Origin of the sequence: Micromonospora sp. NPDC048063, from assembly GCF_043202855.1 — a bacterium.
Classification (GTDB): domain Bacteria; phylum Actinomycetota; class Actinomycetes; order Mycobacteriales; family Micromonosporaceae; genus Micromonospora.
The window spans coordinates 397,706-411,781 of sequence record NZ_JBIDBG010000006.1; the positions used below are offsets into that span (position 1 = coordinate 397,706).

11 protein-coding genes are annotated in these 14,076 nt (G+C 73.7%); 9 read left to right on the forward strand and 2 right to left on the reverse strand.

Features of this window, described 5'->3' with window-relative positions:
- The first annotated feature begins 145 nt into the window (after positions 1 to 145).
- Entirely contained in the window at positions 146 to 1,081 is a 936-nt protein-coding gene (locus tag ACGFZ2_RS18565) for a serine protein kinase RIO (protein ID WP_393454945.1), read from the forward strand.
- A gap of 46 nt (positions 1,082 to 1,127) precedes the next feature.
- Here ACGFZ2_RS18565 and ACGFZ2_RS18570 read toward each other — a convergent pair whose 3' ends face one another.
- Positions 1,128 to 1,376: a DUF2630 family protein gene (locus ACGFZ2_RS18570; RefSeq protein ID WP_393268845.1), complete on the reverse strand. Its 249-nt coding sequence runs from the start codon at positions 1,374 to 1,376 to the stop codon at positions 1,128 to 1,130.
- A gap of 92 nt (positions 1,377 to 1,468) precedes the next feature.
- Between ACGFZ2_RS18570 and ACGFZ2_RS18575 the strand changes: the two genes are divergently transcribed.
- From ACGFZ2_RS18575 to ACGFZ2_RS18610, 8 genes are all read left to right on the forward strand, one after another.
- Complete coding sequence (locus ACGFZ2_RS18575; protein WP_393268842.1) at positions 1,469 to 2,383, forward strand: GNAT family N-acetyltransferase; 915 nt, start codon at positions 1,469 to 1,471, stop codon at positions 2,381 to 2,383.
- A 209-nt stretch (positions 2,384 to 2,592) separates the two neighbouring features.
- Positions 2,593 to 3,933, forward strand: a complete 1,341-nt coding sequence (locus ACGFZ2_RS18580) for a cytochrome P450 (protein ID WP_393269044.1) — start codon at positions 2,593 to 2,595, stop codon at positions 3,931 to 3,933.
- Positions 3,930 to 4,880: a terpene synthase family protein gene (locus ACGFZ2_RS18585; RefSeq protein WP_393454948.1), complete on the forward strand. Its 951-nt coding sequence runs from the start codon at positions 3,930 to 3,932 to the stop codon at positions 4,878 to 4,880. The genes ACGFZ2_RS18580 and ACGFZ2_RS18585 overlap by 4 nt, the downstream gene beginning before the upstream one ends.
- Complete coding sequence (locus ACGFZ2_RS18590; RefSeq protein ID WP_393454951.1) at positions 4,877 to 6,457, forward strand: prenyltransferase/squalene oxidase repeat-containing protein; 1,581 nt, start codon at positions 4,877 to 4,879, stop codon at positions 6,455 to 6,457. The genes ACGFZ2_RS18585 and ACGFZ2_RS18590 overlap by 4 nt, the downstream gene beginning before the upstream one ends.
- Before the next feature lie 194 nt (positions 6,458 to 6,651).
- Complete coding sequence (locus ACGFZ2_RS18595; RefSeq protein ID WP_393454954.1) at positions 6,652 to 9,228, forward strand: nitrate- and nitrite sensing domain-containing protein; 2,577 nt, start codon at positions 6,652 to 6,654, stop codon at positions 9,226 to 9,228.
- Between the two features lie 92 nt (positions 9,229 to 9,320).
- Positions 9,321 to 9,740 carry a roadblock/LC7 domain-containing protein gene (locus tag ACGFZ2_RS18600; RefSeq protein ID WP_350686945.1) on the forward strand — a complete coding sequence of 140 codons (420 nt, stop codon included), beginning with the start codon at positions 9,321 to 9,323 and terminating at the stop codon, positions 9,738 to 9,740.
- A 5-nt stretch (positions 9,741 to 9,745) separates the two neighbouring features.
- A complete protein-coding gene (locus ACGFZ2_RS18605; protein WP_350686947.1) occupies positions 9,746 to 10,132 on the forward strand; it encodes a DUF742 domain-containing protein in 387 nt (128 codons plus the stop codon).
- The gene (locus ACGFZ2_RS18610) at positions 10,113 to 10,715 is read left to right on the forward strand and encodes an ATP/GTP-binding protein (RefSeq protein WP_393454957.1); all 603 of its coding nucleotides are present in this window, start codon (positions 10,113 to 10,115) and stop codon (positions 10,713 to 10,715) included. Before ACGFZ2_RS18605 ends, ACGFZ2_RS18610 begins: the two co-directional genes overlap by 20 nt.
- Positions 10,716 to 10,837: 122 nt before the next feature.
- Here ACGFZ2_RS18610 and ACGFZ2_RS18615 read toward each other — a convergent pair whose 3' ends face one another.
- Positions 10,838 to 13,693, reverse strand: coding sequence for an aconitate hydratase (locus ACGFZ2_RS18615; RefSeq protein ID WP_393268830.1), 2,856 nt, complete (start codon positions 13,691 to 13,693; stop codon positions 10,838 to 10,840).
- Positions 13,694 to 14,076: the final 383 nt, after the last annotated feature.

Here is a 14,076-nt window from a genome sequence, read left to right on the forward strand (position 1 = left end):
ACCGGGCGCCACCGGGCCGAGAGCATGGTCGGCGCATCGTGCACCCGGGCGTGCGCCCGGTCGAGGAGAGGGGGTCGGTCATGGCCGTCTTCGCAGGTCACATCCACCTGCCTCCATCAGCCTCGAGCAAGGGATCACCACCGCAGTGCGCGATCACGACCTTCCGGCGCGCGAGCGCCGTACCCGCGGCAAGCGCCGCTTCGACGACGACGAACCGCTCTTCCTGAAGCGCGGCCGGGCGGCCGAGCCCGTCCCCGCCGACCCCGACGCCGAGCCGGACCCCGACACGGGGGAGCGCTGGTCCTCCTGGGACGACGCCGTGCACGGCCCGCAGCCCCACCCGGACTGGCTGGTCACCGAGCTGGCCGCGAAGGACACCGAGCTCGGTGTCCTGAAGACCGGCAAGGAGGCGGACGTCCACCTGGTGCGCCGGGCCGTGCCCGGCACCGACCGTTCCTGCCTGCTGGCCGTCAAGCGCTACCGGGACGCCCAACACCGGCTCTTCCACCGCGACGCCGGCTATCTGGAGGGGCGCCGGGTCCGCCGGTCCCGGGAGAATCGGGCGATGGCCGGGCGGACCGCGTTCGGCCGGGAGATGATCGCCGGGCAGTGGGCGGCGGCCGAGTTCGCCGCGCTGGCCCGGCTCTGGGAGATCGGCGCCCGGTACGGCACGATCTCCGTCCCCTACCCAGTGCAGCTGCGCGGCACGGAGCTGATGCTGGAGTTCCTCGGGGACCCGGCCGAGGGGCTGGCCGCGCCCCGGCTGGCCCAGCTGCGGCCGGAGGCCGGTGAGCTGCGCGACCTGTGGGACCAGATGGTGGACGCCCTGGTGGTGCTCGCCCGCGCCGGCCTCGCGCACGGCGACCTGTCGCCGTACAACCTGCTGGTGCACGCGGGGCGCCTGGTGCTGATCGACCTGCCGCAGGTGGTCGACGTGGTGGCCAACCCGCAGGGGCCGGAGTTCCTGGCCCGCGACGTCCGGGTGGTGGCGACCTGGTTCGCGGCCCGGGGGCTGCCGGCGGGGGAGGCCGACCCGGCGGCGCTGACCGCGCTGCTGCTGCGGGAGGCGGGGATCCGCTGACCGGGTGCCCCGGGGCGGCCGACGCCCGGCCGCCCCGGGGCCCGGGTCACTGCAGGTAGCGCTCGACCTCGGGCTTGGGGCGCATCCCCTGGGCGTCCGGGTCGCCGTGGGTCTGCCGGGCGGCCCGCCGCCGGCGCAGCAGGTCCCAGCACTGGTCGAGGGACTCCTCCAGCTCGCGCAGCCGGTTGCGGGCGTCGTCGTCGGTGCCCGACTCGTTGGCCTGCGCGTCGGCGCGCAGCCGGTGCTCCTCGTCGACCAGCTCGGAGATCCGGTTCAGGATGGTCTTGTCGTCCATGCCCTGAGCCTGGCACAGGCCGTGCGGGCGCGCCCGGATTCCACCGCCGGCCGCCCCCCGCCGCGCCGCCCGCTGCGGTAGGTTCCCCAGCCATGCTCCCTACCGTCCGGGCCGCCGGGCCGCGCGACGCGACGCCGGTGGCCGGCCTGCTCCGCGCCGCCGAGCCCCACCTGGTCGTCACGCCTGCGTTGCTCGCCTGGCAGGCGACCGGCAAGCCGGCGGAGCGCTTCGGGATGCTGGTCGCCGAGACGGGCGACGGGATCGCCGGCGTCGCCCGGACGGGACTGCTGCACGAGAGCGCCGAGCCCGGGCTCGGCTTCGTCAACCTGGTCGTGCGCCCCGAGCGGCGGGGGCGGGGCGTCGGGTCGGCGCTGCTCGCCGCCGCCGAGGAGCGGCTCGCCGGGCTCGGCGTGCGTCGGGCGTACGCGCGGGTGGCCGACGGGCCCGCGGCTCTCTCCTTCGCCGAGGGACGCGGCTACCGGCCCGGCCGACGCAACCTGATCCTGCGCCTGGACCTGGCGGCGACGTTGCCGGCGCCGCCCGCGCCGCCGCCCGGGGTGCGGCTGACCACGGCCGCCGAGCTGCCCGATCCGCGCCCGCTCTACGAGGCGGACCTGGCCGCCGCCGCCGACGAGCCGGGCGACGTGGGGATGGACGCGATCAGCTATGCCGACTGGCGGGCCGCGTACTGGGACCGGCCGGACCTCGACCGGGGTCTGACCACGGTGGCCGTGGCGGACGGGGTGGTGGTGGCGTTCAGCGTCGCGCTGACCGACGGCGGCGCCCGCTATCTGTCGGGGATGACGGGCACCCGCGCCGAGTGGCGGGGCCGGGGCCTGGCCCGGCTGGTCAAGCACGTGTCGCTGCGGTCGGCCCGGTCGGCCGGCTACCGACGGGCGTACACCGTCAACGACGCCGGCAACGACGCCATGCGCGCGGTGAACGAGTGGTTCGGCTACCGCCCGGTGGCCGCCGAGTGGCGTTACCTGCGCTCGCTCCAGGAGTGACACCCGACACGAATTCCTTCATGGATCAGCATTCCCATGAGCAAAATTCTCGTACGGCTCTGGCGGGTCCGAACGGGTGATGGCATGCTCTCCGAATCGTGACGTAAGGCAGCCGTCCGGAGGACGGTCTGTCACCGCGAAGCGTGACTGTGAGGGGTGCCATGGCTGACCGGAGTTCCGACGGGCCGCACGGGCGGGCGGCGCGGAGCGTGCCACTGTGGAGGATGCTGCCGGGCCTCCTGCGTGACCCGTTGCGCGAACTCGTCGCGCTGGCGGACGCCGCGGAGGGCGAGGTCATCCGGCTCAACGTCGGGACCATCCGCCCGTACCTGGTGACCGAGCCGGCCCACGTGCAGCACATCCTGCGGGACAACGCGGCCAACTACACCCGCGGCGGGCGGAGCATGCTCTGGCGGCCGGTGCGGCGGTTCACCGGGGAGGGCATCATGTCCGAAGGCCCCGAGTGGCAGGCCAGTCGCGCGCGGATGCAGCCGCACTTCACGGCCAAGCGCATCGACTCCCTCGTGGACACCATGAGCCGCGCGGTCAGCGAGGCGGTGGACGGGTTTGAGGAGCCGGCCCGCACCGGCCGGTGGCTGGACATCGGCGCGGAGCTAGGGCGGGTCATCTGCCGGGCGATCAGCAGTGTCTTCTTCGCCGACCGGGTCAGCCTCGCCGACCAGCTGCGGATCGTCGCCGCCCAGGACACCATCGTGACCGCGCTGCGGCTGCGGCTGCTCCTGCCCTTCGTGCCCGACGCCGTGCCGGTGCCGGGAGACCGCGCCCTGCGCCGCGCTACCGGTGTCGTCGACGACATCATGCTGCCGCTGGTGCGGGCCGAGCTCGCCCACCCGCGGGACAGCGACGACCTGCTCGCCGCCCTGACCCGCGCACGGGACGCCGACGGCCGCCCGCTCGACGAACGGCGGGTCCGCGACGACGTGGTGGCCTCGTTCGCCACCGCGACCGAGACCACCTACGCCGTGCTGACCTGGCTGTGGCCGATCCTGGACGCCCACCCCGCGATCGCCGAACGGCTCTACGCGGAGCTGGACGAGGTGGTGGGCACCGACCGGGTGATCAGCCGGGAGCAGTTGGTCGCCCTCACGTACACCCGGTCGGTCGTGGACGAGCTGCTGCGGATGTATCCCGCGGGCTGGCTGCTGCCGCGCGCGGCGTTGGCGGACGACGTCATCGGCGGCACCCGCATCCCCGCCGGCAGCATCGTCGTCGTCAGCTCCTACATCACCCAGCGGCTGGCCCGGTACTGGGACCGCCCGGACACCTTCGACCCCGACCGGTTCCGCGCCGACCAGCCGCGCCGCAGCCACCGGTACGCGTACTTCCCGTTCGGCGGTGGCCCGCACCAGTGCCTCGGCAATCACCTGTTCAACCTGGAGGCTCCGCTCGTGGTGGCCACGATCCTCAGCCGCTACCGCTTCCGGCTGCGCGAGCCCGGGATGCCGCCCAAGCAGCTGGCGGCGGCCCTGCGCCCGGGCAGGCCGGTGGTCATGGCGCTGACCCCGGTTCGCGAGCAGAGGCCGGCATGATCCCGGCGCTGACGACCGCGCAGGACGGCACCGGGACCGGACCGGAGCCGGCAGGCGGCGGGCGGGACGAGCTGCGCGACGCGCGGGAACAGGGGCGGATCTGCGGCGTGGCCGTCCGCGGGCAACGCGACCTCCGGGCGTCGGCCGCCGCGCACCCCGAGCTGTTCCCCGCCGAGCCGTTCGACGCCATGCTGTTCGCCAACATCTCGCTGGCCATCGCGTTCGGTGCCCCGTGGTGCACGCCGCAGCAGCTGCGGGTCGCCAACCGGACCGTGCTGTGGGGCTTCGCCCTCGACTGGCTGATCGACCACCGGGCACAGTCCCAGGAGGAGGTCGACCGGCTCGTCGACCGCTGCGTCTCGGTGGCCGCCGGCGAGCCGCCCGCCGCCGACGACCACCTCGGTGCCTACCTGGCCGCGCTCCAGGACGAACTCGCGACGGCCCCGGCCTTCGCCGCACACCGTTCACTGTGGCGGAACAGCCTGGGCGCGACGGTGGGGGCGATGGCCCGGGAGTGGGCATGGAGGGCGGCCTGGCGCTCCGGCGACCGGGCGGCCCTGCCGAGCCTCGACGCGTACCTCGCCAACGCCGACAACCTCGCCTGCACGATCGTCAACGTCGCGCACTGGATCCACACCGGGGACGAGGCCACGCTCGCCCGGCTCGACGACCTGGTCGCGGTCAGCGACGAGGTGCAGCGCGCCCTGCGCCTCGCCAACGACCTCGGCACGTACGAGCGGGACCTGCGCTGGGGCGACCTGAACGCCCTCCTGCTGGTCGACGACCGCGCCGAGGTGGAGCAGCGGCTCGCCGCCCTGGTGGACGACTGCCGGCGGATGCTCGTCCCGCTCCGGTCGGACTGCCCGCGGGAGGCGGACTACCTGGCCCGGCAGATCGGCTTCAGCAGTGGCTTCTACCAGCTGGCCGACTTCTGGGGGATGTCGTGACGGCGGCCCCGGTCGCCGTGGCGGAGGTCGGCGGGCCGGGGCTCGCCACCGCCGGGCGGGCGCTCGTGGCGGCGATGGCCGCCAGCCCCGCCGGCACGGTTTCGCCCTCGGTGTACGAGACGGCGCGGCTGGTCAGCGACGCGCCCTGGTTGCCCGGGCACGCCGGGCGCCTGCGCTACCTGGTGACCGCGCAGCGGCCCGACGGTGCGTGGGGGGCGCCCGGCGCGTACGGGCTGGTGCCGACCCTCAGCGCGGTGGAGGCACTGCTGAGGTGGGTGTCCGGCGCCGGGCGGGGCGAGCCGACGCACCTGCCTGTGTCCGTGGTGGACCGCGGCGTCGGGGCGCTGCGGCGGCTGCTGGCCGCCGACGAGCCGGTGCCGGACATGCCGGGCGTGGACCTGATCGTGCCCGCCCTGCTCGACCGGATCGACGCGCTGCTGCGCCCGGCCGGCGGCACCGAGCCGTCGCGGTGGGCGCACGCAATACCGCTGCCGATGCCGCACGGCATGACGCGGCACCGGTCCGAGGCGGTCGGCCGGCTGCTCGCCGCCGGCCGGCCCGTGCCGGAGAAGCTCTTGCACGCCTTCGAGGTGCTGGACGAGCGGACGCGGGTGAACCTGCCCGTCCGGCCGCTCCTGGGCGCCGTGGGCGCCTCGCCCGCCGCCACCGCCGCCTGGCTGGGCGACCCCTCCCGCCCAGGGGTGGACCGGGCGGCGCTGGGCTACCTGACGAACGCCGTCGGGCCGGGGGGCGGCCCCGTCCCGTGCACGACACCCATCGCCGTGTTCGAGCGGGCGTGGGTGCTCAGCAGCCTCGCCCGGGTCGGCGCGGCCCCGGACGTCCCCCGCCGGATGATCGCCGACCTGGCCGCCGTGGTCGGCCCGGACGGCGCGGCGACCTCGCCGGGGCTCCCGACGGACGCCGACACCACCGCCGCCACCCTCTTCGCGCTGGCCCGCCTCGGCCGTCCGGTCGCCCCCGACAGCCTGCTGGCGTACGACACCGGAGCGCACTTCTGCACCTGGCGGGGCGAGGACGGCGCGTCGGTCACCACGAACGCGCACGTGCTGGAGGCGCTGGGCTGGCACGCCCGCCACGAACCGGGGCGACCGCACGCCGACGTGGCGCGCCGGGTGGCCGGCTGGCTGATCGACGGCCAGCTCCCCGACGGCCGGTGGACGGACCGCTGGCACGCCTCGCCGTACTACGCCACCTCGGCGGTCGCCGCCGCCCTGTCCGAGTACGCGCCCGAGGCCGCCGCTGCGGCGCTCGACCGGGCGGTCGACTGGGTGCGGGACACCCAGCGGGCCGACGGCTCGTGGGGGCTGTGGGACGGCACCCCGGAAGAGACCGCCTACGCCGTGCAGGTGCTGCTCGGCAACGGACGGCCGCCGCGGCCGGGTGTCGGCGCCGCCGTGCGGCGTGCGCTGGCCTTCCTCGACGACCACGACGACGTCACCGGGCACGCCGCTCCACTGTGGCACGACAAGGATCTCTACCATCCGATGCTGATCGTGCGGGCCGCCGTGCTGGCGGCGCGGTACCTGGCGCGGCTGAACGGCCACATGGGACACTGACCGCCGCAGCGGGCCGCGGCCCGCTGCGCAGCGTCATGATCAGCACCGCTTGAGCGATCGTCGTGACACTGCTACCGTGCGCCGGGTCGGTCGAAGCGACACGCGCTTCCGCCGATCGGATGAATCAGGCTCCCCGCCAGGGATGGTTTCGCATGGGTTCCCGCAGCTCGAATCTGCGCCGGAAAGTCGTGGCTATGTTGGCCTCGCTCGTTGCGCTGTGGGCTTTCGCCGCGTGGGTGACGCTGCGGGAGGGCGTCAACCTCATCTGGGTGCAGGCGCTCGACAGCCGGGTCGCCCAGCCGAGTGAGCCGCTCGTGCTGGAGCTGCAGGCGGAGCGCCGGGCCTCCGCGGCGTACCTGGGCGGGGCGGGCGAGCCCGAGCGGGCCCAGCTCGAGGCGCAGTGGCAGCGGACCCAGGCCGTCGCCGACGACTTCCGGGAGTCCGTCCGCGGCTGGCGGGTCGACCTGGCGGCGAGCGACGACACCAAGCAACAGATCGACACGGTCGTCGCCGGGCTGGACCGGCTGGGCAGCGTGCGCGAGTCGATTCGCACCCGCCAGGTGGACCGGGCCGCCGCCGTCGAGGCGTACACCGGGCTCATCGACTCGACGCTGCAGGTGTACGGGTCGCTGGGCAACCTGGACGACGAGCAGTTCGCGCGGGAAACCGTGGCACTGATCCAGCTCGTCCGGGTCCGGGAACTCATGTCCCAGGAGGACGCGCTGGTCACCGGGGCGCTCGCCGCGGGCCGGATGACTCCGGAGGAGTCCGCCGCCTTCGCCCGCACCGTCGGTGCACAGCGCTTCCTCGACAGCCAGACCCGCGACGACCTGGCCGACGCCGACCGGGCACGGTACGAGGCGCTGCTCGGCGGCGAGACGTACACGTCGTTCCGCGCCCTGGAGGACCGGATGGTCCTCGCGGGACGGACGTCCGGCCCGCCGACCGTCACGGCCGCCCAGTGGCGCGCGGCGGCGGACGTCGTGGCCGAGGAGCAGCAGCGGTTCATCATCGAGGCCGGCGACGCGCTCGTGGACCGGTCCACGCCGATCGCCGCCGGCGTCATCATCCGGCTGGTGCTGGCCGCCGGTCTGGGCCTGCTCGCCGTCATCGCCTCCATTGCCATGTCGGTCACCACCGCCCGGGCCCTGGTGCGGCAGTTGGAGCGGCTGCGCGACGCGGCGTTCGGGCTCGCCAACGAGCGGCTGCCCGGCGTGGTCGAGCGGCTCGGCCACGGCGAGGAGGTCGACGTCGCCAAGGAGGCGCCCCCGCTGGAGTTCGGCGACGACGAGATCGGCCAGGTGGGCAAGGCGTTCAACGCCGTGCAGGAGACCGCCATCCGCACCGCCGTCGAGCAGGCCGAGCTGCGCCGCAACGTCCGGGACGTCTTCCTCAGCCTGGCCCGGCGCACCCAGGCGCTGGTGCACCGCCAGCTCACCCTGCTCGACGCGATGGAACGCCGCGAGCACGACGCCGAGGAGCTGGAGGACCTGTTCCGGGTCGACCACCTGGCCACCCGGATGCGGCGCAACGCCGAGAACCTGATCGTGCTCTCCGGCTCCACCCCGGGCCGGGCGTGGCGGCGCAACGTGCCGATGGTCGACGTGGTCCGGGGCGCGGTCGCCGAGGTCGAGGACTACACCCGGGTCAACGTGCTGCCCCTGGGCCCGGTCTCGCTGACCGGGCGGGCGGTCGGTGACGTCATCCACCTGCTCGCCGAGCTGATCGAGAACGGGCTGTCGTTCTCCCCGCCGCACACCACCGTCGAGGTGCGTGGGCAGATGGTGGCCAACGGCTTCGCCATCGAGATCGAGGACCGCGGCCTGGGCATGAGCGAGGAGGACCTGGCCGCCGCGAACCACCGGATCGTCGACCAGTCCGAGCTGAACCTGGCCAACGCCTCCCGCCTGGGGCTCTACGTGGTGAGCCGGCTGACCGAGCGGCACGGCGTGCGGGTGCAGCTCAAGGAGTCGGCGTACGGCGGCACCACCGCGGTCGTGCTGATCCCGGCCGAGCTGGTCACCGCCGACGACGCGGACCCGAGCACCTCCGGCGGCTTCCCGGCCGGGGTGCCGGCCACCACGCCGGTGCCGGGCGCGTCCACTCCCGCCACCGAGCAGCCCACCACGGTGGCGCTGGCCGAGCCGCCGGCCGCGCCGAGGCCGCGGTCGGCCCCGGAGTCCGAGGCCCCTGCCGGGGACTCCGACGGGGGGGCCCTGCCCACCCGGTCGCGCGGTCGGAGCCTGTCGACCACCCCGACGGAGGAGCGGCTCCCCACCCGGGCGCGCGGCGCGTCGATGCAGCCGGCCCTGGACGGCCCGACCTTCCCGACCGGCCTGCCGGTGACCGCCGCCCGGCCGGCCGTGGCCGCCCCGCAGCCGTCCGCGCCGGCGCAGGCCGCCACCCCTGACGAGACCGTCCCGGCGGCCGGAGCGGCGGAGTCGGGCGTCGGGAGCACGGCGGCCGCCGGCCCCGCACGGGTGCCCTGCCCCGAGCAGGTGCGCACCGGGTCCGGGCTCCCGGTCCGGGTCCGGCAGGCCAGCCTCGCGCCGGAACTGCGCGACGAGCCCGCCGCCGGGAACGACGACGAGGACACGGTACGCCCGCCGGAGCAGGTGCGCCGGATGATGAGCTCCTACCAGAGCGGCACCCGGCGTGGCCGTACGGACGCCGCCCGGCTGCTCGGCGGGGCCGGCGGCGGCCGGCCCGAGACAGGCGAGGGAGCCGGGGCCGGCGAGGGACCCGACGTCGGCGATCAGCAGGCGACCTGACCGGCACCGCCCGCACTGCGGGGTGACCCCGCGGCGTGGCGGTCAGCCCAGACGAGTACGGCGACAACAGCCGGGGGAGAAGAGGACGACGAGTGGCGCAGAAGACGGCTTCGAGTGCCGACCTGACGTGGTTGCTGGATGATCTGGTCGGCCGGGTGAAGCAGGCCGACCACGCGGTCGCGCTCTCGACGGACGGCCTGTTGATGGCCGCCTCGCGAGGGCTCAGCCGGGACGACGGAGAGCACCTGGCCGCGATGGCGGCCGGCATCCAGAGCCTGGCCCGGGGCGCGGGCAAGCGCTTCGGTGGCGGGCAGGTGCAGCAGACCATCATCGAGATGCAGTCGTCGTTCCTGTTCGTCACGGCGGCCGGGCGCAACGCCTGCCTGGCTGTCCTCGCCAGCGAGGACGCCGACGTCGGCCTGATCGCCTACGAGATGGCGATGCTGGTCACCCGCGTCGGCAAGTACGTCGCGTCGCCGTCGCGGACCGAGCAGCCGGCCGACGAGAAGTAACCGCGATGACGGTGCAGGGGGAGTCCGCCGAGCACCAGTGGGTCGACGACCACGCCGGCCCGGTGGTGCGCCCCTACGCGGTGACCCGTGGCCGGGCCCGGCCGGTCACCGGCACGTTCGACCTGATCTCGCTGGTGACGGCGACCCGCGCGGACGTGACTCCGGAGGTCGGACTGGGTCCGGAGCACCTGGCGATCGTCGGGCTCTGCCAGCGGATCCAGTCCGTCGCCGAGATCGCCGCCCACATGGACCTGCCGGTGGGCACCATCCGGGTCCTGCTCGGCGACCTGGTGGCCCGCAGCCTGGTGCAGGTACGCGAGCCGCGCACCACGGCCGGCCTTCCCGACAACAGCGTTTTCGAGGCGGTAATCAATGGACTACGGGCACTCTGAGCGGCCGGCGGGAGCGCCGCCACTGCCCACCGCGATCAAGATCCTCGTCGCGGGTGGCTTCGGCGTGGGCAAGACCACCATGGTCGGCGCGGTCAGCGAGACACGCCCCCTGCGCACCGAGGAGGTGCTGACCGAGAGCGGGGTCGGCATCGACGACCTCTCCGGGGTGGAGGGCAAGAAGACCACCACGGTGGCGATGGACTTCGGTCGCATCACCATCAGCGACGACCTGGTGCTGTACCTCTTCGGCACCCCCGGGCAGGACCGCTTCTGGTTCGTCTGGGACGAGCTGGCGCTCGGCGCGATCGGCGCGGTGGTGCTGGCGGACACCCGACGGCTGGCGGACTGCTTCCCCTCCATCGACTACTTCGAGGGGCGCGGCACGCCGTTCGTGGTGGCGGTGAACTGCTTCGAGGGCGCCCGGCAGTACCAGCTCGACGAGGTGCAGTCGGCGCTGAACCTCGACCCCGGGGTGCCGGTGCTGCTCTGCGACGCCCGGCAGCGGGAGTCGAGCAAGGAGGTGCTCATCACGCTGCTGGAGCACGCCATGAAGACCCGGGACGCTCGCCGCCGGGCCGGGTGACCCCACCGCGGGGCCGGCGCGCGGGCAGGTGAGCCGCGACGCCGCCTCGCCCGGAGAGCGCCGAGCCGGTACGCGACAGGGCCCCTCCCGCGAGCGCGGGAGGGGCCCTGTTCGATGGTGCGTCAGCTGGCGATCATGCGGCGCAGCACGTACTGCAGGATGCCGCCGTGCCGGTAGTAGTCCGCCTCACCCGGCGTGTCGATCCGGACGACCGCGTCGAACTCGACGCCGGTGTCGGTGCTGACCTTGACCGTGCGCGGGGTCTCCCCGTCGTTCAGCGCGGTCACCCCGGTGATGGTGAACGTCTCCGTGCCGGTGAGGCCCAGCGACTCGGCGGTCTCGCCGGCCGGGAACTGCAGCGGGAGCACGCCCATGCCGATCAGGTTGGAGCGGTGGATCCGCTCGTACGACTCGGCGATGACCGCCTTGACGCCGAGCAGCATGGTGCCCTTGGCCGCCCAGTCCCGCGACGAGCCGGAGCCGTACTCCTTGCCGGCCAGGACGACCAGCGGGACGCCCGCCTCCTGGTAGGCCACCGAGGCGTCGTAGATCGAGGTCTGCTCGCCGGTCAGGTGGTTGACCGTGAAGCCGCCCTCGACACCCGGGACCAGCTGGTTGCGCAGCCGGATGTTGGCGAAGGTGCCCCGGATCATGACCTCGTGGTTGCCCCGGCGGGAGCCGTACGAGTTGAACTCGTGCCGCGGCACGCCGTGCTCGGCGAGGTACTTCCCGGCGGGGGAGTCGGCCTTGATGGAACCGGCCGGGGAGATGTGGTCGGTCGTCACCGAGTCGCCCAGCTTGGCCAGCACGCGAGCCGGACCGATGTCGGAGACAGGCGCCGGCAGGCGCCCCATGCCCTCGAAGTACGGGGGCTTGCGGACGTAGGTCGAGTCGCCGGCCCAGGCGAAGGTGTCGCCGGTCGGGGTGGGCAGCGACTGCCAGCGCTCGTCGCCGGCGAAGACGTCCGCGTACGCCGCGCTGAAGCCGGTGGCGCCGATCGCCGAGGCGATGACGTCCTGGATCTCGGCGGTGTTCGGCCAGATGTCGCGCAGGAACACCGGGTTGCCCTGGCTGTCCTCGCCGATCGGCTCGTTGGCCAGGTCGATGTCCATCGTGCCGGCCAGCGCGTACGCGACCACCAGCGGCGGGGACGCCAGGTAGTTCATCTTGACGTCCGGGTTGATCCGGCCCTCGAAGTTCCGGTTGCCCGACAGCACCGAGACGACGGCCAGGTCGGCGTCGTTGACGGCGGCGGAGATCTCCTCCGGCAGCGGGCCGGAGTTGCCGATGCAGGTGGTGCAGCCGTAGCCGACCAGGTGGAAGCCGAGCTTCTCCAGGTAGGGCGTGAGGCCGGCCCGCTCGTAGTAGTCCATGACGACCTTGGAGCCGGGCGCCAGGGTGGTCTTCACCCACGGCTTGCGGGTCAGGCCCTTCTCCACCGCGTTGCGGGCCAGCAGCGCCGCCCCGATCATGACCTGCGGGTTGGAGGTGTTGGTGCAGGAGGTGATCGCGGCGATCACCACGGCGCCGTGGTCCAGCTCGAACTCGGTGCCGTCGTCGCCGGTGACCCGGATCGGGTTGCTGGCCCGCCCGCCGGCGCCGACCGCCGCGGTCTCCAGGTCGCGCGGGGCGTCGGCCGGGTCGCTGACGCCGTTGGCGGGGGAGTCGCTGGCCGGGAAGGATTCGGCGCTGGCCTCGTCGGCGTGGCCCACGACCCCGAACGGCTTCTCCTGCTGCGGCACGCCAGCGGCGCGGCCCCGGTCGCCACCGGTCTCGTCGGCGGCCACGTAGTCGGTCAGCGCCGAGCGGAACAGCGTCTTGGCGCTGCCCAGCGGCACCCGGTCCTGCGGGCGCTTCGGACCGGCCAGGGACGGCTCGATGGTGCTCAGGTCCAGCTCCAGGCGCTCCGAGTACTCCGGCTCGGCGTCCGGGTCGTGCCAGAGGCCCTGCTCCTTGGCGTACGCCTCGACCAGCGCGACCTGCTGCGGGTCGCGGCCGGTCAGCTCCAGGTAGCGGACGGTCTCGCCGTCGATCGGGAAGATCGCCACGGTGGAGCCGTACTCCGGGGACATGTTGCCGATGGTGGCCCGGTTGGCCAGCGGCACGGCGCTCACGCCCGGGCCGTAGAACTCGACGAACTTGCCGACCACGCCGTGCTTGCGCAGCATCTCGGTGATGGTGAGCACCAGGTCGGTGGCGGTGGTGCCGGCCGGCATCTCGCCGGAGAGCTTGAAGCCCACCACGCGCGGGATCAGCATGCTGACCGGCTGGCCGAGCATGGCGGCCTCGGCCTCGATGCCGCCGACGCCCCAGCCGAGCACGCCCAGGCCGTTGACCATCGTGGTGTGCGAGTCGGTGCCGACCACGGTGTCCGGGTACGCCTGGCCGTTGCGCTCCATGATCGTACGGGCCAGGTACTCGATGTTGACCTGGTGCACGATGCCGGTGCCCGGCGGGACGACCTTGAACTCGTTGAACGCGGTCTGGCCCCAGCGCAGGAACTGGTAGCGCTCCTTGTTGCGCTCGTACTCGAGCTCGACGTTGCGCTGGAAGGCGTCCTCGCGGCCGAACAGGTCGGCGATGACCGAGTGGTCGATGACCAGCTCGGCCGGGGCGAGCGGGTTGACCTTGGTGGCGTCGCCGCCGAGGTCGCGGACGGCCTCGCGCATGGTGGCCAGGTCGACCACGCAGGGCACGCCGGTGAAGTCCTGCATGAGCACCCGGGCCGGGGTGAACTGGATCTCCACGCTCGGGTCGGCGGTGGGGTCCCAGCCGCCGAGCTGCCGGATGTGGTCGGCGGTGATGTTCGCGCCGTCCTCGGTCCGGAGCAGGTTCTCCAACAGGATCTTCAGGCTGTAGGGGAGCCGATCGTGGCCCTCCACCTTGCTGATCTTGAAAATCTCGTAGCTCGCGTCTCCGACGCGTAGCTGGGTCTTCGCACCGAAGGTGTCGAGGCTCGCCACGTCGTACTCCTTCACACCAGCGACCGTGAGTAGTCCTGAGCAGTCTGTCGCACCGGCCGGGGTGTCGCCGTGGTTAGGGGACACTTACCGCCGATTCTCGTCGTCAACAAAACCGTACGTCCGTCTTGCTAACTGCGCAACCTCGTGCCATCGTTCGGGACGAGGAGGTACCACCATGATCCATCACCTCCAGCTCGCCTGCCCACGCGGCTCCGAGGACGCGTCCCGCGCCTGCTGACGACTGACAGCCCCCGGGACTGCCCGCTGCGGGCATGACGAGAGGGCCGGCCCCGTTCGGGGCCAGCCCTTGTCGTTGGTGGTGGGATCAGGCGGCGTAGCCGCGGGTGGCGATCCAGTCGGCGAGGGCCTCGGTGGTGATCCAGTAGGAGGCCTGGGCG